The organism is Streptomyces sp. MMS24-W38 (assembly GCF_059889265.1).
The window spans coordinates 840,438-864,882 of record NZ_JCBCPP010000001.1 but is presented as its reverse complement, the minus strand read 5'-3'; the positions used below and the strand labels follow the sequence as shown (position 1 = coordinate 864,882).

General features: G+C 72.5%; 4 protein-coding genes. All 4 read left to right on the top strand.

What is annotated here, in order from left to right:
- Window positions 1-7 precede the first annotated feature (7 nt).
- Genes AC6F7H_RS02815 through AC6F7H_RS02800 form a run of 4 tightly spaced genes read left to right on the top strand, consistent with a single transcriptional unit; the run spans window position 8 to window position 24,430 of the window.
- A complete protein-coding gene (locus AC6F7H_RS02815) occupies window positions 8-4,456 on the top strand; it encodes a MupA/Atu3671 family FMN-dependent luciferase-like monooxygenase (protein ID WP_500754969.1) in 4,449 nt (1,482 codons plus the stop codon).
- Complete coding sequence (locus AC6F7H_RS02810) at window positions 4,453-12,423, top strand: condensation domain-containing protein (RefSeq protein ID WP_500754968.1); 7,971 nt, start codon at window positions 4,453-4,455, stop codon at window positions 12,421-12,423. The genes AC6F7H_RS02815 and AC6F7H_RS02810 overlap by 4 nt, the downstream gene beginning before the upstream one ends.
- A gap of 53 nt (window positions 12,424-12,476) precedes the next feature.
- Complete coding sequence (locus AC6F7H_RS02805) at window positions 12,477-21,203, top strand: amino acid adenylation domain-containing protein (RefSeq protein ID WP_500754967.1); 8,727 nt, start codon at window positions 12,477-12,479, stop codon at window positions 21,201-21,203.
- A complete protein-coding gene (locus AC6F7H_RS02800; protein WP_500754965.1) occupies window positions 21,200-24,430 on the top strand; it encodes an amino acid adenylation domain-containing protein in 3,231 nt (1,076 codons plus the stop codon). Before AC6F7H_RS02805 ends, AC6F7H_RS02800 begins: the two co-directional genes overlap by 4 nt.
- Window positions 24,431-24,445: the final 15 nt, after the last annotated feature.

Here is a 24,445-nt window from a genome sequence, read left to right as displayed (position 1 = left end):
ACCGGCGATGGCCGAGGACATACACCACTTCATGGCCGGGGTCGAGGCCCTGGGCATCAGGCTCTTCCTGGAGGAGGGCCGCCTCCAGTGCCGCGGGGCGCAGGAACAGTTGACGCCCGCGCTGCTGGAACAGGTACGCGAGCGCCGTGACGCGATCGTGGCGCACCTGCGCACCGGGGCCGCGCAGAGCGGTCCGCTGACCGCGGGACAGCGCAGTCTGCTGCTGCACCAGCGGTTGACCCCGGACAGCGTCGCCTACAACCTCGCGCTGGTGGCCCGTACCGACGAGGCCCTCGACGCCGGGCGCCTGGACCGCGCGCTGCGCTCGGTCATGACCCGGCACGCGATCCTGCGGACGACGTACCGCTGGAACGACGGCGAGCCGCTGCGGTGCGTGGCCGAGGTCCCCCCGTCAGTCCTCGTGGAGGAGACCACCACGGCCGAGCTGGTCGAGTCCCTCGCCGAAGCGTTCGTGGACCGGCCCTTCGACCTCGAGCGGGAGCTGCCGCTCCGGGCCGCCCTGGTGCGCGGCGGCCCGGACGACGAGCATCCGGTGCTGGCGCTGGCGGTGCATCACATCGCCGCGGACCTGCGGTCCGTCGACGTGATCGTCGAGCAGTGGCTGGCCGCCTACCGGGCCCAGGACCCTGCGGCGGCGGTGCCGCACAGCGTGGACTTCACCGAGCAGGTACACCGTGAGCAGCACCGGCTCTCCGGTCCCGACGCGGCAAACGCCCTGGCGTTCTGGCGCGAGGAACTGGCCGGCCTGGCGGAGACGCAGCTGCCCTTCGACCGGCCACGCCCGCCGGTGCAGACCTTCCGCGGCGGTCGCCTCACGGTGGAGCTGGACCACCGGCTGTCGGCCACGATCGCCCGGGTCGCCCGCGACGCCGACGCGACGCCGAACATGCTCTTCCTGTCGGCCTTCCAGGTGCTGTTGCACAAGCACCTGGAAGCGGACGACGTCGTCGTGGGCACGCCGGCCGCCAACCGGCCGACCACCGACGTACAGGACACGGTGGGCTTCTTCGCCGACCCGGTGGTCGTGCGCACCACACTCGCGGACGATCCCACCTTCCTCGCGGCGCTCGGGCGCACCCGCACCACCCTGCTGCGGGCGCTGGACCACCCGTTCCCGTTCCCACTGCTCGTCGAGCGCCTCAACCCGGTGCGCGATCCGCGCCGTTCCCCGTTCTTCCAGGTGATGTACGTCTGGCAGCAGGCGGAACCGGACCGGCAGCCGATCTCCCTCACGCCGCTGGCCGCCTCCGGTCAGCGCGGTGCCCCCTACGACCTGGTCCTCTCCGTCCAGCAGGCGCACGGGCGCTTCGCCTGTTCCTGGACCTACAACGTCGACCTCTTCGAACAGGCGACCGTCGAGCGGATCGCGGACGGCTACCTTGCCCTGCTCGACGCCGTCACCGCCCGCCCGGAGCAGCCGGTCTCGCAGCTGCCGGCCCTCTCCCACGCGGCCGAGCAGGCACTGCGAGCCGAGACCAGCGGGCCGACGGTGGACCTGGGCGAGCTGCCCTGGCCCGATCAGTTCGACGCCCAGGTGCGCCGGACCCCGCAGGCCGTCGCCCTCGTCTGCGGCGAGCGGTCGGTGACCTACCGGGAGCTGGGGGAGCGGGTCGACGGCATGGCCGCCGCACTGCGTGCGCGGGGGGTGCGCGAGGAGGTACGGGTCGGTCTGTGCGCCGAGCGCTCGATCGAGCTGGTGGTGGCCATGCTGGCCATCATCCAGGCCGGTGGCGCCTATCTGCCACTGGACCCGGATTACCCGCAGGAGCGCCTCGCCCACATGGCCGAGGACGGTCGGATCACGCTCTGCCTGGTGGACGGGACGGGCGAGCGGGCGCTCCGCGGGTGCCCCGGCGAACTCCTCGCCCTGGACACCCTCGCGCGGGAGGCCGCCAGGCTCGCCCCGACGCGGCTCGCAGCGGCCCCCGAGGCCGCGCTCGCCTACGTCATCTACACCTCGGGGTCGACCGGCCGGCCCAAGGGGGTCATGGTCACACGGCGCAACGTCACCAACCTGTTCGCGGGCCTCGACCTGGCTGTGGGCACGCCCCCGGCAGGCCAGCAGCCGGTCTGGCTCGCCGTCACCAGCGTCTGCTTCGACATCTCGGTCGTCGAGCTGCTGTGGACCTTGTGCCGCGGCTACCGCGTCATCGTCGAGACCGAACGATGGGCGACACCCGCGCGGCGGGCCGGGGAGAACGGCTGCGCCCCGTCGCGCCCGGTCGACTTCAGCCTGTTCTACTTCGCCTCCGACTCCGGCGAGCGCCGGGGGCCCGACGTCTACCGGATGCTGCTGGACGGGGCACGGTTCGCCGACGCCGCCGGGCTGCGTGCGCTCTGGCTCCCGGAACGGCACTTCCACGCCTTCGGCGGCGCGTTCCCCAACCCGTCGGTGCTGGCCGCCGCGGTGGCCACGGTGACCGAGCGCGTCGCCCTGCGGGCGGGCAGCGTCGTCCTTCCGCTGCAGGATCCGCTGCGGGTCGCGGAGGAGTGGGCCGCCGTCGACAACCTCTCCGGCGGACGGGTCGGCCTCTCCTTCGCCTCCGGATGGCAGCCGAACGACTTCGTGCTGGCACCGGAGAAGTTCGCCGACCGCAAGGAGCGGATGTGGCGGGACATCGAGACGGTGCGGGCCCTGTGGCGCGGCGAGAGCGTGCGGCGGGTGAACGGCGACGGCACTGAGGTGGAGACCGCCACCCTGCCCCGGCCCGTCCAGCCCGAACTGCCCGTCTGGGCCACCGCGGCGGGCAACGAGGAAACGTTCCGCCAGGCGGGCGCGGCCGGCGCCCACCTGCTGACCCACCTGCTGGGACAGAACGTCCAGGAGCTCGCCCGAAAGATCGGTGTCTACCGCGCCGCGCGGGCCGAGGCGGGACACGACGAGGGCGTGGTGACCCTGATGCTCCACACCTTCGTCCACCCCGACCCGGACGTGGTCCAGGAAGCGGTCCGCGAGCCGTTCAAGAACTACCTGCGCAGCTCGATCGAACTGATGCAAGGGCTGGCCAAAGGACTCGGCCTCGACCCGGTGGAGCACCGGGAGCTGCTCGTCGAGCACGCCTACCAGCGCTTCACACGCAACAGCGCGCTCTTCGGCACGCCAGAGCACTGCGCTTCACTGGTGCGGGAACTGGCGGACGCGGGGGTCGACGAGATCGCCTGTCTGATCGACTTCGGGGTCGACGACGAACAGGCGCTCGCCGCACTCGACCACATCGTGACAGTCCGCAGGCTGCTCACCGAGGTGTCCGGGACGCTGCCGGCCGGCTCGCTGTCCCGGCACGCGGTGACGCACCTCCAGTGCACGCCCGCCTACGCCCGGATGCTGCTGGAGACGGCCGGGACCGGTGCAGGGCTCGGCCCGCTGCGGCACCTGCTGGTCGGCGGCGAAGCGGTGCCCCCCGACCTGGTGCAGCGGCTCGGCAGCTCCGCCGTCGAGCGGATGCTCAACATGTACGGCCCGACCGAGACCACCGTCTGGTCGGCCGTGCAGAGGCTGGAGGTCGACGCCTCGGGCCGGGTCACCATCGGCGGAGCGCTGGCCAACACCACGCTGTACGTACTGGACCGCCACCTGCGGCCGGTACCGCCCGGAGTCGCCGGCGAGCTCTTCGTCGGCGGGACCGGTGTGGCCCGCGGCTACTGGGACCGGCCGGCACTGACCGCCGAGCGGTTCCTACCCGATCCCTTCGCCGCTGCCGCCGGTGCGCGCATGTACCGCACCGGTGACCTGGTCCGGCCGCTGGCCGGCGGCCGGCTGGAGTTCCTCGGCCGGGTGGACCACCAGATCAAGGTGCGCGGTTTCCGCATCGAGGTCGGCGAGATCGAGGCAGTCCTCAGCGCCCACCCGGACGTGGCCGAGTGTGCTGTGAGCGCCCGGCGGGACGGGCAGGGCGAGAACAGCCTCGTCGCCTTCGTCGTCCCCCGCGGCGACGCAGAGTTCGATGAACAGGCGCTGCGCTCGCACGCGCGCGGTCTGCTGCCCGAGTACATGGTGCCCTCCAGGTTCGTGGCACGCAGCACCCTGCCGCTGACGCAGAACGGGAAGACCGACCGCGGCGCGCTCCTCCGATCCGCCACCGAGGTCTCCTCGGCCGTGCCCGCCGGGTACGTGGGCCCGCGCGACGAGGCCGAGAGCGTGTTGCAGCGGATCTGGGCCGAGCTCCTGGGGCGCGACTCGGTGGGCGTGCACGAGAACTTCTTCGAGGTCGGCGGCCACTCCGTGCTCGCAGCCAGGATGCACAGCCGCCTCCAGGGCACCGGCCTGGGCCCGATCGAACTCGTTGACATCTTCACCTATCCGACGATCGCCGCCCTGGCCGCCCGGCTGGGCTCCGGCGGCGCCCCCGACGCCGAAAGCGGGCGCATCGACGACCGGGTCAACAAGCAGAGGGCCGCCGTCCGACGGCAGCAGCGCAGGAGGCAGAGCCCGTGAGCGAACACGACACCGACGACGACGTCCAGCACATCGCCGTCATCGGCATGGCCGGCCGGTTCCCCGGGGCCCGCGACCCGGAGGAGTTCTGGCGCAACATCGCGGACGGCATCGAGTCCGTCACCTGGCTCTCGGAGCAGGACCTGCTTGCCGCGGGCGTCCCGCAGCGTCAATTCCGCGAGCCGGGGTACGTCCGTGCTGCCACCGTGCTGGACGGGATGGAGCAGTTCGACGCCGGCCTGTTCGGACTGACGCCGATGGAGGCGGCCATCCTCGATCCGCAGCACCGGATGCTGCTGGAGGGCACCCAGGCGCTGTTCGACCACGCCGGTTACAACCCCGAGACGCTGAGCGTCACCACCGGGGTCTACGTCGGCGTGGGCTTCCCCTCCTACCTGGTGAACAATCTGCTCGGCCGTCCGGAGCTGATCGAACAGGTCGGCATGCAGCGGATCTTCTTCGCCACCGACAAGGGCTTCGCGCCGACTCGGATCTCGCACAAGTTCGACCTCACTGGTCCGAGCGTCGGCGTCGACACGGCCTGTTCGACCTCCCTGGTCGCGGTCCACCAGGCGGCCCGGGCGCTGCTCGGGTACGAGTGCGACCTCGCCGTCGCCGGCGGCGCGAGCGCGATCCTGCCCAGCAAGGTGGGCTACCAGTACCACGAGGGCGGCATCCATTCCCCCGACGGGCACTGCCGGGCCTTCGACGCCGCCGCAGGCGGGACCCGGTTCGGCAGTGGCATGGGTCTGGTACTGCTCAAGCGGCTCTCCGAGGCAGTCACCGACGGCGACCACATCCTCGCGGTGATCCGGGGTTCGGCGGTGAACAACGACGGTGCCGCGAAGGCCGGCTTCACCGCCCCGAGCGCCACCGGGCAGGCCGCCGTCATCGCCGAGGCACTCGCCTTCGCCGACGTCGAACCGGACACGGTCGGCTACGTGGAGGCGCACGGGACCGGCACCGTGATCGGGGACCCGATCGAACTCGTCGGCCTGACAAAGGCGTTCCGAGAACAGACCGACCGCCGCCAGTACTGCGCGATCGGCTCGCTCAAGACCAACGTCGGCCACCTCGACGTGGCGGCCGGGATCGCCGGCCTGATCAAGACCGTTCAGGCACTGCGGCACCGTGACCTTCCGCCGAGCCTGCATTTCAAGCAGCCGAACCCCGCCATCGGCTTCGCCCGCAGCCCCTTCTACGTCAACACCGAACTGCGGCCCTGGCCGGCACCGGACGGGGCACCGCGGCGCGCAGGGGTGAGCTCCTTCGGCATCGGCGGGACCAACGCCCACGTCGTGCTGGAGGAGGCACCGGTCCGTCCGGCCTCGGGGCCATCCCGCGACGCGCAACTCGTGGTCTTCTCCGCACGCTCGCCCCAGGCACTGGACCAGCTGGGCGCCGAACTGGCGGACGCCTTCCGCACGGCCGACGACACGCCGATGGCGGACCTCGCGTTCACCCTGAGCACCGGCCGCCGCACGCACTCGCACCGGCGTGCAATCGTCTGCCGGGACCGCGCCGGGGCGATCGAGGCGCTGGCCGGAGAACGTCCCTCGGTGCCGCTGTCCGGGGTGGCCGGGGCCGACGCCCCCGGCGTCGCCTTCCTGTTCCCCGGTCAGGGCGCACAGCAGGTGCGGATGCTCGCCGGTCTCTTCGCCGACGAGCCGGTCTTCCGCGAGGTGGTGGACCGCTGCGCGGAGCACGCCGCCGACCGGCTCGGCGTGGACCTGCGCCGGGTGATCTGGCCGGACCCCGCCGACGAAGAGCGCGAACGCACGCGGCTGGACCGGACCTGGCTGACCCAGCCCGCCCTGTTCACCGTGACGCTGGCGCTCGCCCGCCTCTGGACGGCGTGGGGCGTGCGGCCGTCCGTGCTGATCGGGCACAGCGTGGGCGAGTACGTGGCGGCGACGCTGGCAGACGTCCTCCGGTTCGAGGACGCCCTCGACCTCGTCGTCGAACGCGCGCGGCTGATGAACGAGGCGCCCGGCGGCGCCATGCTGGCGGTGTCGCTGGACGAACAGTCGCTGCTGCCCCTGCTGGAGGACTGCTCCCTGGCAGCCGTGAACGGCCCGCAGCACTGCGTCGCCGCCGGCCCCCACCCGGCGGTCGAGGAACTGGAGCGGCGGCTGACCGCCCAGGGCGTGCAGCACCGCCGGCTGCGCACCTCGCACGCGTTCCACTCCGCGATGCTGGACCCGGTCGTGGGCTCGTTCGAGAAGCAGGCAGCCCGCTTCGACCTGCAAACGCCGCGGATCCCTGTGGTCTCCTGCCTCACCGGCCAGGTGGCGTCGGCCGAAGAGCTCGGCGACCCGGGCTACTGGGCCCGCCAGCTACGCGGGACGGTGCGCTTCGCCGACGCCGTCCGCACGGCCGCCGAGCAGGGCGCAGAGGTCTTCCTGGAGGTGGGCCCCGGGCGGACGCTCGGCCCGATGGTGCGCCGCGGCGGCATTCCGGCCCACCGCGTGATCTCCTCCGCGCGCGGCGCCGAGGACGCACGGACGGACGGCGAGGCGCTGCTGGAGGCGCTCGGCGCCCTGCACTGTGCCGGCGTGCCGGTGGACTGGCCGAAGTTCTGGGCCGGACAGCGGCGGCACCGCGTGCCGTTGCCCGGGCACCCCTTCGAGCGCGAGCGCCACTGGATCGAACCCGTTCCCACGACCTCGGCGCCGTCGCCGCAGGCCACGCTCACACCCGTCGTGAGCGAATCCGCAGGCACGGTCGGCAACCTGGCCCGACGTTGGACTCCCGCGCCACGTGTAGGCCTTGACACCGCCGCACGGCAGCCGGGCGACTGGCTGGTGGTGGCCGACGACGTACTGGGCCAGGCACTGGCAGACCGTCTGGACAAAGACGGGGAGAGCATCGTCCGGGCGCGTCGCGGTGCGGCGTTCGCCGCACGGGACACAGGCTTCGTCCTCGATCCGGCCCACCCCGAGGACGTGGCCGCGCTGCTCGGCGCGCTGCGCCAGCGCGGAGGCCTGCCCCGCCACATCGTGCTGGAGTGCGACCCGGGCGCGGCCGCAGCACCGGGAGACGAACTACGCCTGGCCGGGACCTGGATGGCGCAGCTGCTCGCTGGCACCGAGGACGACGAGGTGCAGCTCGCCCTGGTGGCACGCGGGCTGCACCGGATCACAGCCGATGACGACCCGTCACCGATCGCCGCGGCCCTGACCGGCCTGACCCGCGCGATCGCCGCCGACCACCCGGAACTGGCCGTGGTCTGCGTCGACGTGGACGACCGGCTCGCGGAGGCCGCCGACGGTATCGTCGGCGAACTCCTCGGCGGCGTCGCCGAGACCGTCGTCGCGTTCCGCGCGGGCACCCGCCATGTCGAGTGCTACGAACAGGACCTGACGACACAGCCGGCCCCACAAGCCCACAGCCTCGTTCTCACCGACGGGCTCGCCGAGGTGCCCATGCTCCTCGCGCGCCGACTGGCGCGGCAGCGCCGGGCCGGACTCACCCTGCTGGAACGCCACCCCCTGCCGCCCGAGCCGCAGTGGTCCGACTGGCTCCACGAAGCAACCGGCCCCGCACTTGCCCTCACCGCGGTGTCCGCCGACAAGACCCTGCCCGAGCTCGAACGACTCGCGCCCGGCCTGTCCGCCGCCGAGCACCGACTCGCCCAGGAGGCCGGGGCCGCCTGGGACCGGGACACGGTGAGCGCGGTACTCAACCGGCTCTGCGGCAGCCACGTGTACCGGACCCTGCGCGACGGCGGCATCGATCTGCGGGCCGGCGTGGTACACCAGCGCGCCGAGATCGCCGAGCGGATGCGGATCCTGCCCGCCTTCGTCAAGTTCCTCGACTTCTTCCTCCAAGTGCTGCACGAAGACGGCGTCGTCCGCTGCGAGGGGGACCGGGTCGAGGTGCTGCGCGGACCGGACCAGGTGGAACTCTTCGACTCCGCCGCCGCCAACGCCCAGCTGCCCGGCTTCGAGCCGACGATCTCCTTCATCGACCACTGCGTGCGCAACTTCCCGGCCGCGCTGAGCGGCGACATCGACGCCGTTGGTGTGCTCTTCCCGGACGGCGACCCCGCACGGCTGGAGCAGGCGTTCCGTACCCTGCTGGATGCCAGCAACTACCGCGTCTACGCGGAACTGGTCGGGCGCCTGCTGGCCGAACTGGCCGACGCGACCCCGCAACGGCCACTGAGGGTACTCGAAGTCGGCGGCGGAAACGGCCAGTTGACCAGAATCATCGCCGCCGCCCTGCGCGGGCGGGAGGTCGAGTACTGCTTCACCGACCTCGGTGGCTCCTTCGTCCGCCGTTCCCGGCGATGGGCCGCCGGCTGCGGCTTCACCTCCCTTGACTGCCAGGTCTTCGACATCACCCGCGACCCGGCCGAGCAGGGCCTCCAAGCGCACTCCTTCGACGCCGTCATCGGCTTCGACGTGGTCCACGCGACACCGCGGATCGCGGACACGGTCGAGAACCTGCGCGGCCTGATCGCTCCGGGCGGGCTGCTCGGACTGGTCGAAGCCGTGGTGTCGCTGCGCTGGGTCGAGCTGCTCTGGGGCCTCGCCGAGGGGTGGTGGCTGTTCGAGGACGAGGACATCCGAAGCGGCTCGCCGCTGGTCCCGCTGGACACCTGGGACCGGGTGCTGCGGGAACGGCCCTTCACGGAGGTCATGTCCTTCCCCCGCGACGAAGCCACCCGCAACGCCACGGACTACGGTCTGGTGCTCGCCCAGCAGCCCACGACGCTCGACTCGCCCGGCCACCGGGCGCACCTCGCCCGGCGCGCCGAGGCCGTTCTGCGCACCACCCGGGAGCGCATCGGGGCCGTGCAGGAGCTCGCGGCCCTGGGCGCCGAGGTCCTGGTCGTCGACGCCGACCCGACCTCACCAGAGCAACTGGCGCGGGCCCTGTCCCGGGCTGCCACGCGATTCGGGCGCGTGGACGGGATCGTCCACGCGCCGCAACTGCCGCTCGACGACACACCGCAGCCATGGGAACCGGCCGACCTGCCGGCCCTGGCGGCTCCGCACGTCGCCACCGCACAGGCCCTGGTGCACGCCGCGGCGCAGGCGGAGGTCCCGGCGCTGGCCCTCGTCTCGCCCGCGCGCGCCGTCACCGGCGCCACAGGCAGCCTGCGCCCCGCGCTCGCCGGCAGCGTCTTCGACGTCTTCGCCAGTGACCGGGTCGCCTCGATCCACTGGGACGCGGACGCGGACCCCGCCCTGCTGGAGCAGGCCCTCGACCGGCCCGGCACCGTACTGCTGGCCGGGGCGCCCCCCCACCTCGGCACGGCCGCCGACCGGCGCGAAAGCCGGGCACGCAGGGCCACAGAGGCGACACAGGCCCCCACAGCGGACGTGGAGGAGGAAATCCTGGCCATCTTCCGGCAACTGTTCGGCACCGCAGAACTCGGCGCGCACGACGACTTCTACCGGCTGGGCGGCGATTCGCTGCTGGCCACCCAGGTGATCGCCCGTATCCGCCGCAGCCTCCGCGTCGACCTGCCGGTCAAGGCCCTGTTCGACGCCCCGACGGCCGCGGGCCTGGCCGAGCAGGTACGGGCAGCGCAGTCCCAGGACACCCACCCGGACATCCCGCTGCTGCAGGTACCCAGGCACGAACCGGTACCGCTCTCCTTCGGCCAGCAGTCCCTGTGGCTGGCCGAGCAGTTCCACGGCCCGAGCGCGACCTACAACATCCCCGGAGCAGTGCGCCTGCTGGGCCGGCTTGAGATCGAGCCGCTGCGGCGCGCCCTGCGGGAGGTCGTGGGACGCCACGAGGTGCTGCGCACCACCGTCCACGCCGTGGACGGCTCGCCGGTACAGCGCATCCACCAGGACGTCACGGTCGACCTACCGGTCCGTGAGGTGGCCGAGGAGGAGATCGAGACATACGCCCAGGAGCACGCGCGCACCGTCTTCGACCTCGAGCGGGGACCACTGATCCGGATGGCCCTGCTGCGGGTCGCGGAGGCGGACCACGTCCTGCTGGTCAACATCCACCACATCGTCTCCGACGGCTGGTCGCTGGGCGTCCTGGTGGAAGAACTGGTGACGCTGTACTCGGCGTTCACGCGCGGCCAGCGGTCACCGCTTGCTCCGCTCGACCACCAGTACGCGGACTTCGCCGACTGGCAGCGGCGCTGGCTGGACGGAGAGCTGTTCGACCGGCAACTCGCCTACTGGCGGCGCCAACTGGCCGGCGCACCGAAGCTGCTTGGACTGCCCACGGACAGGCCCCGGCCCGAAACCCAGAGAATCCGCAACGCCGTCCACCGCTTCGTGGTCCCGCTGCAACTCGCCGAGCGACTCGGCGGACTCGGCCGGGACGAGGGCGCCACCCTCTTCATGGTGCTGCTCGCCGGATTCAAGGTGCTGCTGTCGCGCCTGGCCCGCACCACGGACGTCTCGGTCGGCACCACGAACGCCAACCGGACCCGGGCCGTGTTCGAGCAGATGATCGGGATGTTCGTCAACAATCTCGTGCTGCGCACGGACCTCGGCGGCGACCCCACCTTCCGGGAACTGCTCGCCCGCGTCCGCGCGACGTCGGTGGACGCCTACGCGCACCAGGACCTGCCGTTCCTGACGCTCGTCGACGAACTCCGTCAGGAACGCAGCCCGGCGCACACGCCGCTGTTCCAGGTGCTGTTCCTGCTGCAGAAGCTGAACATCACCCTCGAACTCCCCGGGATCACCGCGCGCACCATCGAAGTCGACGCGCTGCACACGAAGTTCGACCTGACCCTGTTCATGGAGGAACAGGGCCAGGGGATCGTCGGCACCTTCATCTACAACGCGGAACTCTTCGACGCCGCCACGATCGACCGGATGGCCACGCGACTCGTGCGCGTGCTACACGACGCCGCCCAGGCGCCGGATACCCGGATCGGCGAGCTGCGCATGGAGAACAACGACGAGAACGGGACACGGGACATGACCGAGCAGGACTCCCACAGCACAAGGCTCCAGTCGCTGCGCAGCGCCAAGCGCCGCTCGGTGGACGTCGCCCGGATCAGTCCGGTACACACCGGCTTCCTGCCCGGTCTGCCACAGGCCCCCCTCGTCCTGACGCCCGCCGCCGACGTCGACCTCGCGGGATGGCTGCGGGGCAACCGGGAGGTCGTCGACACCCATCTGCACAAGCACGGAGCGGTGCTGCTGCGCGGCTTCCACGAGGGATCAATCGAGCGGTTCGAGGAGGCGGCCTCGGCGATCTGCCCGACACTCTTCCCCGAGTACGGGGACCTGCCGCGCGAGGGCCAGTCGCCCCGCGTCTACAAGTCCACCCCCTACCCGGACGACCGGTCGATCCTCTTCCACAACGAGAGCTCCCACCTGCACACCTGGCCGATGCGGCAGTTCTTCTCCTGCATCGTGGCGGCCCGCGAGGGCGGCGAGACGCCGATCGTGGACTGCCGCCGGGTGCTCGCGAGCCTGCGCCCCGAGCTGGCCGAAGAGTTCACCCGGCGCGGGCTGCGCTACGTCCGCAACTTCATCGACGCCGTGGACGTGAGCTGGTCGAGGTTCTACGGCACCGAGGACCGGGCCGAGGCGGAGCGCAAGTGCGCCGCCGCCGGCGAGGGCTTCAGCTGGCTGCCCGACGGCACCCTGCGCACCTGGCGGCGGGCCGACGCGGTGCTGCCGCACCCCCGCACCGGCGAGGCGGTCTTCTTCAACCAGCTTGCCCTGCACCACCCCTCGTGCCTCGACGCGGACACCCGGCAGTCGCTGGAGACACTGTATGGGGAGGCCGGTCTGCCCAGGAACGTGTACTGGGGCGACGGCTCCGTCATCCCCGACGAGGTGGTCACCGAGGTCCGCGAGGTGATGGACCGGGAGGCGCTGGTCTTCACCTGGCAGGAGGGCGACATCCTCGTCACCGACAACATGCTGGTGGCGCACGCCCGCCGGCCCTTCGTCGGGCCGCGGAAGATCGTCGTGGCGCTCGGCGACATGATGCGCGCCGACCTGCCCGCCCCCGCCGACCACTGACCCGGATTCAGCACGCACCGGCCCGATGGGCTGAAAATGGAGAATCGCACACCATGAACGACGCCGAGCTCGACAGCATGGCGCAGGCCGGATTCCGCCTGGCACCGCCGCAGCTTCGAACCTGGTCGCAGGCCCCGGGGCAGCGCGTGCAGATCCACGCCCTGCTGGAGGGCCCCCTCCCGGGCGACCGGCTCCGGCGAGCTCTGGCCCTGCTGACCGAACGTCATGAGCTCCTGCGCGCACACCTGATCGAGGTCCCAGGACTGACGGCACCGCTGCAGTCGGTGCAGTCGCCGGCCGAGCCCGAGTGGTATGAGGACCATCTGCCGGCCGACGCCGACCAGGCCGCGGCCGCGGTCGAGAACGTCGCCGCGGCGGACCTCACCGAACCGTGGACCGGACCGCTGCGCGCGCGCCTGCTGGCCGGCGCCGACCACGCGGTCCTGGTACTGACGGCCAGCGGCGTGTTCGCGGACCGCCGCTCGCTGCTCGTGGTCCTCACGGAGCTCGCCGAACTGCTCGACGGCCGGTCGCCGCAGGAGGAGGAGCCGTTCCAGTACCTGGACGCGGCGGAGTGGCTCCACGAGCAGGTCGGGACGGACGAGTCGAGGGCCCGGATGGACCGCTGGCTCGGCCGGGAGCTGGCCCTCGCCCGCGAGTCCACCCTGCCCCCGGAGACCGGCCCGCTCGGCGAGCCGACCCGGGTGGCTCTCGGGCTGGACGCCACGCTGTCGGCGACGCTGGACCGGGCGAGCGCCCAGATCGGCGGCAGTGCCGCCGCGGTGCTGCTCGGGGCCTGGCAGGTCCTCCTGCTCCGCCTGACCGGTCGCCCTGAGATCCTCACCGCGGTACTGCCCGGCTCCCGAGGACTGGACGAACTGGACCACGTCATCGGGCCGTTCGAGAGCCCGGTACCGGTGGCGGCCACCCTGGCCGGCACACTGCCGTTCGCCTCGCTGGTCCGCGACCTCGACCGGTTCCTGACCGACGCTCCCGCCGAACAGTTCGCCTTCGACAGCACGCGCCTCACCGATCCGCTCCCCTTCAGCTTCGCCTTCACCGAACTGCCCGCCGTCGTGCCCGCGGGGAGCGCACGGCTAACCGTGACCGGTGTGGGCGGCAGCCCCGGCGGAGCATCGCTGCACTTCGACGTGGTCCGGGCCGCCGACGGCGCTCTCACGGCCTCGCTCGTCCGAGACGAGCGACACGTGTCACACCGGCACACGCTGCAGATCGCCGGGCAACTGGTCTCGGTACTCAGCGAGATCAGTACGCGCCCGCAGACGCCGCTCGCGGACCTCGGCCTCGCGGCCGGACCCTACACGGGCGTTCCCGGGCACGGCGGACCCGCACCCACGGCGGCATCCGGCACCGCACTCGCCCACCTGCGGTTCACGCAGGCGGCCACCGAGCGGCCCGAGGCCCTCGCGGTGGTCTGCGGCGACGAGGAGCTGACCTACGGCCAGCTGGAGGGCCGGGCCAACCGGCTGGCACACGCGCTGCGCACCCGCGGGGTCGGCCCGGGTGTGCCGGTCGCCCTGCTGCTGGACCGCTCCGTCGACTACGTCATCGGTCTGCTCGCTGTCCTCAAGGCGGGCGGCGCCTTTGCGCCCGTCGACCAGGCGCTGCCGGCCGCACGGGTGCAGGGGATGCTGGAGGCCGTCCGCCCCACGGTACTGATCACCCACCGCGGCCGGCTCGACACCGAGGCGGCCGGCACGACGCCGGTGCTCGACCTGGACCGCGACGCCGCGGACCTGGCCGGCCTGCCCGAGACTCCGGTGGACGTGTCGGTCCGGCCGGAGCACCCCGCCTACCTGATCTTCACCTCCGGCTCGACCGGACGGGCCAAGGGCGTCACCGTCCCGCACCGCGCCATCTGCGCCTACCTGGACAGCGTGATCGCCGCCCTGAACCCGCCGCAGGACGAACTGCTGGGCACCCTGGCCACGCCCGCCGCCGACCTCGGGCACACCGCGGTCTTCGGCGCCCTGTGCACGGGCCGCCCCCTCTTCCTGCCGCTGACCGAGGAGGTTCTCGCGGCCGACGCGCTCGCCGCCCGCTTCCGGGCCCGTCCGCTGGGCCTGTTGAAGATCGTGCCCTCGCACCTGGCCGCGCTGCTCGACGCGCCCGACGCCACCGACCTGCTGCCCACCCGATGCCTGGTGCTGGGCGGTGAGCCGGCGTCCCCCGCGCTGCTGGAGCGGATCCGAGCACTGCGCCCGGAACTTCGGGTCGTCAACCACTACGGCCCGACCGAGACCGCCGTGGGCGCGCTGGTCCACCAGGCCGCCGGGGACGAGCCGGGCCCGCTGCCGATCGGCCGGCCGCTCGCCGGCTACCGCGCCTACCTGCTCGACGCCAAGCTCCGCCCGGTACTCCAAGGAGCGCCCGGGGAGCTGTACCTCGGCGGTCCCGGGCTCGCCCTGGGCTACTGGGACCGACCGGGCACCACCGCGGAGCACTTCCTGCCCGACCCGTTCGACGCCGAGCCCGGCGCCCGGATGTACCGGACCGGGGACCTGGCGCGGCAGCGCCCCGACGGCGCCGTGGTCTTCCTCGGCCGCACCGACCAGCAGGTGAAGATCCGCGGACACCGGGTCGAGCCAGGTGAGGTCGAGGCCGAGCTTTGCCGCGACGAACACGTCGCCGACGCGGTGGTGGTCGCCGTCGGCGAAGGGGCCGAGATACGGCTGGCGGCATACGTCGCGCCGCGTCGCGGTGCCCGGATCGACACCGACGAACTCGACCGGCAGTTGCGGCTGCGACTGCCGGACCACATGGTCCCGGCCGTGATCGTCCCGCTGCCAGCCCTGCCACTGAGGCCGAACGGAAAGGTGGACCGGCGCGCCCTGCCCGCAGCGGACCCGGCCGCCCCCCGCTCCGCCTATGTCGCGCCCGAGACGCAGACCGAGGTCCTGCTGGCCGCCCTGTGGGCGGAGATCCTCGGCTGTGAACGAGTCGGCCGCGACGACTCCTTCTTCCAGACGCTCGGCGGCAACTCCCTGGACGCGACCAGGGTGGTGGCCCGGATCCGGGCTACCACCGGTGTCGGCCTGCACGTCAGCACCCTGTTCGAGGCCCCCACGGTGGCGCGACTGTCCGCGCTGGTCGACGGCGCCCAGGCCGACGCGGATGCCGCGGCGATCCCCGTGGCCGAGCGCACCGGTCCCCTGCCGCTGTCCTACGCCCAGCGCCGGCTCTGGGTACTGTCCGAGGTGGACGGCGCCGACGCGGCGTACAACATCCCGGCGGCCGTCCGCATCCACGGCGCGCTGGACGTCGAGGCCCTGGTCCGCGCCCTGTACGAGGTGGTCGGCCGGCACGAGGCGCTGCGCACCAACATCGTGCTCGTCGAAGAGACGCCCCGCCAGGTGGTCCGTGAGGCCGCGCCGTTCGAGGTGCCGCTGACCGAGGCCACCGGGGCGGACGTGGTCCGGCACGCACTCGCCTTCGCGGCGCGCCCCTTCGACCTCGCGCACGACGACCTCTTCCGCGCCGCGCTGCTGCGGGTGGCACCGCAGGAGCACGTGCTGCTGCTCTGCCTGCACCACGTCGTCTCCGACGGCTGGTCGACCGCACTCCTGTGGCGGGAGACGGTGGCCCACTACAACGCCTGCCGCGCCGGCCACTCCGCCTCGCTCGCCCCGCTGCCGATCCAGTACGCCGACTACGCCCTCTGGCAGAACCAGTGGCTGGAGGGCACCGGCGTAGAGCCCCAACTGAACTACTGGACAGAGCAGTTGCGCGATCTGCCGACGCTGCTGGAGCTGCCCACCGACCGACTGCGGCCCGCGGTCCAGGGCCACGCTGGCGCGACCGTGGCGATCGAGCTGGACCCGGCGACCGTCGCCGGGCTGCGCGCGCTCGCGCACCGGCAGCACTCGACCATGTTCATGGTGCTGCTGGCCGCCTTCAACGTGCTGCTGGCCCGCCAGAGCGGCCAGCAGGACATCGCCGTCGGCACCCCGGTGGCCAACCGCACCCGGGCCGAGGTGGAGCAACTGATCGGCTGCTTCTTCAACACGCTGGTGATCCGCACCGACCTCACCGGCGACCCGGAGTTCACCGACCTGCTCGGCCGGGTCCGTGACGTGGTCCTGGCCGCCCAGGCCCACCAGGACCTGCCGTTCGAGCGGCTGGTGGAGGCGCTCAACCCGCCGCGCGACGCCGGGCACTCGCCGCTGTTCCAGACACTCTTCGTCTACCAGCCAGCCCCAGACGAGGGACTGGCGATGGACGGCGTGCGGCTGGAGCCTGTGCCGCTCGAGGGTGAGGTCGCCAAGTACGACCTCACCCTCGACCTGGTGGAGCACGCCGACGGCGTGCGGGGCCGGATCGAATACCGCACCGACCTGTTCGACGCCGACACCGTCCAGCGGCTGGCCGGACACTTCCACGAACTGCTCGGCTCGATCGTCCGCGCCCCGCACACGAGGATCGGTGACCTGCGCCTGCTGCCCGAACAGGAGCGCGCCGTGGTGCTGCGGGAACTGAACGCCGGGTACCGCGCCGATCCGGAGGCCACGCTTGTCGCGGACGCCTTCGAGGAGCAGGCCCGCAGCCGGCCACGGGACACCGCGCTCGTCCACGGCGGACGCTCGCTGAGCTACCAGGAGCTCGACCGCGCAGCGAACCGGCTGGCGCACGTCCTGCGGGCCAGGGGAGTGGCCGACAACGACCTGGTGGCTCTCTGGCTGGACCGCTCGGTGGAGATGGTCGTCGCCATGCTCGCCGTGCTCAAGGCCGGCGCCGCCTACCTCCCGCTCGACCCGAGCGCCCCGGCAGCACGCAACACCGACCTGATCGCGGACGCGCGGGTCGGCTCCGTGATCACCACCGGGGACCGGGCCGCGGACCTGCCCACCGGGGTCACGCTGATCGACCCCGGACAGGAGCCCGGCACGGACGACTCGACGCCCTCGCGCCGGACCGGTCCCGAGGACCTCGCTTACGTCATCCACACCTCGGGATCGACCGGCCGCCCCAAGGGCGTGATGATCGGCCAGCGCAACCTCGCCGGCTTCTTCCACGCCATGGACCAGCGGCTCGGCACCGACCGGCCCGGCACCTGGCTCGCCGTCACCCGGTACACCTTCGACATCTCCGTGCTTGAGCTGCTGTGGACCCTGACCCGCGGGTTCAAGGTCGTCCTCGTCGGTGACGAGCTCGTACTCAGCGACGGAGCCCGGCCGCGGCGCCGGAAGACGGACTTCAGCCTCTTCTACTTCGCCAGCGATGCAGGCGAGCGCGGCACGGCGAAGTACCGCCTGCTGCTGGAGGGCGCCCGCTGGGCCGACCGGAACGGTTTCGCCGCCGTGTGGACGCCGGAGCGCCACTTCGGCACCTTCGGCGGCCTGTACCCCAATCCCGTCGTCACAGCCGCCGCGCTGGCCACCGCGACCAGCCGCATAAGCATCCGCACCGGCAGCCTGGTCCTCCCGCTGCACAACCCGATCCGGGTGGCTGAGGACTGGGCCATGATCGACAACCTCTCCGGCGGCAGGGTCGGGCTCTCGGTGGCCTCGGGCTGGCAGCCGCACGACTTCGCGCTCGCCCCGCACAACTTCGCGGACCGCAAGGAGACCATGTTCCGCGACCTCGAGGTGGTCCGTGGACTGTGGAGGGGCGAGCCGGTGCGCACCGCCTCGGGCACCGGCGAGGAGATCGAGGTGCGCACACTGCCGCGTCCGCTCCAGCCGGAGCTGCCGGTCTGGATCACCGCCGCCGGCAACCCCGAGACCTTCCGGCGGGCCGGCGCGATCGGCGCCAACGTGCTGACCCACCTGCTCGGACAGTCGGTCGATGAGCTGGCCGAGGCAGTACGGGTGTACCGGGAGGCCCGCCGCGAGGCGGGCCACGCCGGCCCCGGCCACGTCACCCTGATGCTGCACACCTTCGTGTCCGAGGACGAGGACTTCGTCCGCCGGACCGTCCGAGAGCCCTTCAAGAACTATCTGCGGGAGTCCGTGGACCTGGTCCGGCCGATCGCCAGATCACGCGGGCTGGAGCTGGAGGACTTCGACGAGGCTGACCTCGACGCGCTCCTCGACCACGCCTTCGACCGCTACTACGACACCAGCGGTCTCTTCGGCACCCCGGACCAGTGCGTGGCGCTGGTCGACCGCCTGAGCGCGGCCGGCGTGGACGAGATCGCCTGCCTGATGGACTTCGGCGTCCCCGCCGACGACGTGCTGGCGAGCCTCGACCACCTGGACGAACTACGCCGGCTGGTCTCGCCCGGCTCCGAGGAGGACGTCCCCGAGTCCATCGCGGCACTGATCGAGCGGCACGGCGTCACCCATCTCCAGTGCACCCCCTCGCTGGCCTCCCTGCTGGTCGCCGACGAGCAGGTCAAGGCCGCCCTCGGCTCCCTGGAATGGATGCTGGTCGGCGGCGAGGCGCTGACCCCGGCCCTCGCGGCGGACCTGTCGCAGGCGGTCGGCGGTCAGCTGCTCAACGTCTACGGCCCGACCGAGGCGACCATCTGGTCCACCAGCCACCTGGTGCGCGACGCGACCGGTCTGATCGGCCGGCCGCTCACCAACACCCGGGCATATGTGCTGGACGAACGCCGGACCCCCGTGCCGATCGGTGTGCCCGGCGAACTCCACCTGGGCGGCGAGGGCGTGGCGCTCGGCTACCTGCACCAGCCCGACCTCACCGCAGAGCACTTCCTCACGGACCCCTTCGCCGCCGACCCGGCGGCGCGGATGTACCGCACCGGGGACGTCGTGCGCTACCGGGCCGACGGCAAGCTGGAGTTCATCGGCCGCCGGGACGACCAGGTGAAGATCCACGGCTTCCGGGTGGAACCCGGGGAGATCGAGGCGGCGCTGACCGCAGCACCGGACGTCCGGGCCGCTGCGGTCGTCGCGGCCGACGACGAACGGGGCGGACGGCGGTTGATCGCCTACGTCGTCACCTCGGGACCCCTGGACGTCGAGGCCCTGCGCGGGCACCTGAAGGCGCGGCTGCCGCGGTACATGGTGCCGGCCCAGTTCGTCGGGCTGGACGCGATGCCACTGCTGCCCAGCGGCAAGACCGACCGCCGCGCACTGCCGCAGCCGCCCGCGCAACAGCACACCGCACCGTCCGCCGCGCCGCGGACGGCGACCGAGCGCATCCTCGCCGGCGTCTGGAGCGACCTGCTGCACCGCGCGGAAGTCGGGGTCGAGGACAACTTCTTCGAACTCGGCGGGGACTCGATCGTCGCGATCCAGATGGTCTCGCGCGCCCGGCAGGCCGGGCTCACCATCGCGGCCCGGGACCTGTTTCAGCACCAGACGCTCGGGGCGCTCGCCGCAGTGGCACGCCAGGGCGTGCACACCTCGGCCGAACAGGGCCCGGTCCTGGGCCAGTCGCCACTCGCCCCCATCCAGCACTGGTTCTTCGAACAGGAGTTGGCCGACGCCCACCACTACAACCAGGCCGTGCTCGCCGACGTTACCGGCGATCCGCTCGACCTCCGCGTGCTGGCGCTGGCCCGTGACGCCCTACTGCAGCACCACGACGCCCTGCGCAACCGGTTCCGCGAAGGCGAGGCCGGCTGGGACCAGCGGACAGAGCCACCCCAGGAGGGAACGACGCCGATCGAGCACGTGGACCTGAGCGGGCTGCCCGAGCAGAGCTGGCCGCAGGAGACCGCGGCCGTCCAGGACCGCGTCCACCGTCAGCTCGACCTCGCACACGGTCCGCTGCTGCGGATGGTCTCCTTCGGCTACGGCGGCCGGCGGGCCGACCAGGTCTTCACGGTGATCCACCACACGGTGGTCGACGGCGTCTCCTGGCGCGTCCTGCTGGAGGACCTGCAGCGCGCCTACCGACTCCTGCAGGCCGGCCAGCCTGTGCAGCTGCCCGCCAAGACCACGTCGTACCAGGAGTGGACCGGCAGGCTGGCAGGGGAGGCCGGCACCGAACGGACACTCGCCGAACTCGACTACTGGGCCGACCAGGTAGAGGGCCCGGCGCCGACACTGCCGCGCGACCACGACGGCGACAACACCGAGGCGAGTGCCCGGACCGTCACCGCGCAACTGTCCGCCGAGGACACCGACGCCCTGCTGCACGAAGCGCCCGCGGCCCACGGCACCGACCTGCACGCGGCGCTGCTCTGCGCCGTCGCGGAGGCCTGCACGCCATGGACCGGCTCACACACGGTGCTGCTCGACGTGGAAGGGCACGGACGCGAAGACCTCTTCGAGGACGTGGACGTCTCACGGACCGTCGGATGGTTCACGGCGCTCTACCCGCTGCGCATCGAACTCCCGGAGGCCCCCGAAGACCGGCCGGCGGCCGTCCGCGAACAGGTGCGGCGCATCCCGCGCCGCGGAATCGGGTACGGCCTGCTGCGCCACCTGCACCAGGACGCATCGGTCCGCGACCGCCTCGGCAACGGACACCAACCCGAGATCATCTTCAACTACCTCGGCCAAGCGGACACCTCCAGGAGCGAGGACGCACTGCTGGCCCTCGCCCCCACGGCCGTGGGCGCACCGCACGGACCCGCGCAGCGGCGCCGGCACCTGCTCAACGTCAACGGGCTCGTGGCGAACGGCCGGCTTCGCGTCGACTTCACCTTCAGCGAGGCCGTGCACCGTCCGGAGACGGTCCGGGCCCTCGCCGACCGGGTCGTCGCCTCGCTGCGCCGACAGGTCGAGGACTGCCGCACCGGACGCGTACGGCTCACCCCCGCCGACTTCCCCGACATCGATCTGACGAAGGAGTCGTTGGACGAACTGCTCGGCGAACTGCGCGACCAGGAAGGAGGACTGGCTTGAGCCGGCCCGACGACGTAGAGGCGATCTACCCGCTCTCGCCGCTCCAGCACGCGATGCTGCTCCGGTCCCGGCTCGCCCCCGGCAGCGGAGTGTACGTCCTGCAGCTGTCCTTCGACATCCTCGGGGCGTTCGACGCGGCGGCGTTCCGGCGGGCCTGGCAGCAGGTCACCGCCCGGCACGCCGTGCACCGGACCTGCTTCCTGCGGCTGGACCAGCAACAACCCCTGCAGATCGTGCGCCGGACGGTGGAACTGCCCTGGCGGGAGGACGACTGGAGCGCACTCCCGGACGACGAGCAGGAGGCCCGGTTCGCCGCGCTGCTGGAGTCAGACCGCGCAAAGGGCTTCGTGCCCGAGCGGGCTCCGTTGCTGCGCTGCCTGCTGGTGCGTCTGGCCAAGGACCGGCACCGCTTCCTGTGGACCCGTCACCATGCCGTTTCCGACGGCTGGTCCATGCCCACCGTGCTCTCCGAGGTGGTCCGCTGCTACCAGGCGGATCGCGAGGGCGAGGCGCCCAGGCTCGGTCCGGTGACCCAGTATCGCGACTACATCGCGTGGCTCCAGGCGCGGGAAACGGCCACGACGCAGGAGTACTGGCGCCGTTCACTCGCCGGGGTGAGCGGGCCCACGCAGCTCGGGATTGACCGGCCGCGCACCCACCGCACCGCCGAGCAGGGACCAGCCGGGCAGCAGCGGGTGATGCTGAGCCAGGAGACCACGGCCGCGCTGCTCGCCACCGCCCGCCGCGAGCGGATCACGCTCAACACCTACGTCCAGGGCGCGTGGGCCCTGCTGCTCAGCTGCTACAGCGGCGAGCGCGACGTCCTGCTCGCTGCAATCACCTCGGGGCGCCCGCCGTCCCTTCCCGGCATGGAGTCCGCGGTCGGGTGCTTCCTGAACACGCTGCCCGTGCGCGTCGCAGTCGACCACCAGGCCCCGGTCGCCGACTGGCTGCGCGGGCTGCAGGCAGCCCAGGTGGAGCGCGAGGAGCACGGCCACGCGTCCCTCGCGCAGATCCGGCGCTGGGCGGGTCTGCCGGGTGACCTCCCCATGGCGGACACGCTGGTGGTCTTCGAGAACTTCCCACTAGGGCCGGCGCTGGCGGCGCAGGACGGACCGATCCGCGTCGAGTCGATCCACATGGCGGAGCGGACCAGTTTCCCACTCACCCTCACGGTCGCCCCGGGTGACCGCATGTCACTGCAACTGGGCTACGACGAGGACCGGTTCGACGCGGACGCGGTCGGGCGCATGCTTGAGCACTACAAGACACTGCTCACTGCGCTTGCAGCCCCCCCGGCCCTGATCGGGGACCTGACCGTGGTCGGCCCGGCCGAGCGGGCGGCGCTCGTGACGCAGGCCGCCGGCCCCCGCCTGGCGCTCCCGACGGCCGGTTCGGGCGGGGTCCACCGGTTGTTCGAGGCACGAGCGGCAGCGAGCCCCGGCGCGACGGCACTGATCGCGGGCCAGACACGCCGCTCGTACGCGGAGCTGGACGCGCGCGCCGATCAGATCGCGGTACGGCTGCAGGCGGCCGGTGTGGCCGCAGGCGACTACGTGGGCGTGTGCCTGGAGCGCACGGCCGACCTGCCCGCCGCGCTGCTGGCGGTCTGGAAGGCCGGGGCGGCGTACGTGCCGCTGGACCCGGCCTACCCCGCGGCACGGGTACGGCACATCCTGGCGGACGCGGCTCCCGCAGTGGTCCTGGCCCAGGAGCCGACCCGCGCGCTGTCGGCCGGCACCGCCTGTCCGGTCCTGCTGCTCGACGGCCCCGACCAGGGCCCGGACGCCGGCCCCACTGCCCCGTTCGTCACCGTGGACGCGGCCGACGACGCGGTGGCCGTGACGATCTATACCTCGGGCTCGACCGGCACACCGAAGGGGGTCCTGATCACCCATCGCAACATCCGCGCGCTGCTCGCCTGGGCGGCCGGGGTCTACTCGGCCGAGGAGCTCTCCGGAACGCTCGCCTCGACGTCGGTCTGTTTCGACCTCTCCCTCTTCGAGCTCTTCGTGCCGCTCACCACCGGGGCCACCGTGGTCCTCGCGGACAACGCCCTGCTGCTGCCCTCGTTGCCGGCGCGCGACGAGGTGACGCTGGTCAACACCGTCCCGTCGGCGCTCGACACGCTCCTGCGGTTGGGCGCGCTGCCGGCCCGCGTCGCCGTGGTCAACCTTGCGGGGGAGCCGCTCCCGCGGGACCTGGTGGACCGGCTGTACCGGCGGCCCGGGATCCGCAAGGTGTACAACCTGTACGGGCCTTCGGAGGACACCGTCTACTCCACGTTCGCCCTCGTCCCGGAGGACGGCGGCAAGCCCCTGATCGGGCGGCCCATCGCCAACGCGCAGGCCTACGTCCTCGACTCCCGGCTTCGGCCGGTGCCGGTCGGTGTCGCCGGCGAGCTGTTCCTCGGCGGCGAGGGCGTCTCCCGCGGCTACCACGACCGCCCCGCGCTCACCGCGGGCCGCTACCTGCCGGACCCGTTCGGCGGGCGCCCCGGCGCCCGGCTCTACCGCACCGGGGACGTGGTGCGCCGCCTGCCCGACGGCGGGCTCGACTACCTCGGCAGGACCGACCATCAGGTCAAGCTGCGCGGTTTCCGGATCGAGCTCGGCGAGATCGAGGCGGCCCTGCGAGCGCTGCCGGGCGTGCGGGACGCGGTGGCCGTGGTGCGTACCGACCCGCCCGGGGGCAAGCGGCTGGTGGCCTACGTGGTCACCGAGCAGGGGCCCGCCTTCGACCGGGCCGAGACCGTGCGGGCGCTGCGCTCCACCCTCCCCGAGCACTTGGTGCCGTCGGCCTTCGTCGAACTGGCCGAGGTCCCGCTCACCCCGAACGGCAAGGTCGACCGCGAGGCGCTGCCGGCTCCCGAGCCGGTGCGATCGCGGCGGACGCACCGAGCACCCGTGAGCGAGACGGAGCAGACCGTCGCCGCCGTCTGGGCCTCGGTGCTGGGCGTGTCGAGCCCGGGGATCGACGACGGCTTCTTCGAGCTCGGCGGTGATTCGCTGCTGCTGGCCCGCGTGTTCGGCGAGCTGAAGTCCCACTACCCGGGGAGCGTGCAGATGACCGACCTGTTCCGCTATCCGACCATCGCCGAGCTCGCCCGCCACATCGAAGGCGCCGAGGAGCGGCCCGCCTTCACCGGCGTGCGCAGTCGGCTGGAGCGTCGTCTGGCTGCCCGGGGCACCGAGACGAGTCCTCCGGCGGGTTCCACGGTAGGCTGAGCGACCATGGGCTGA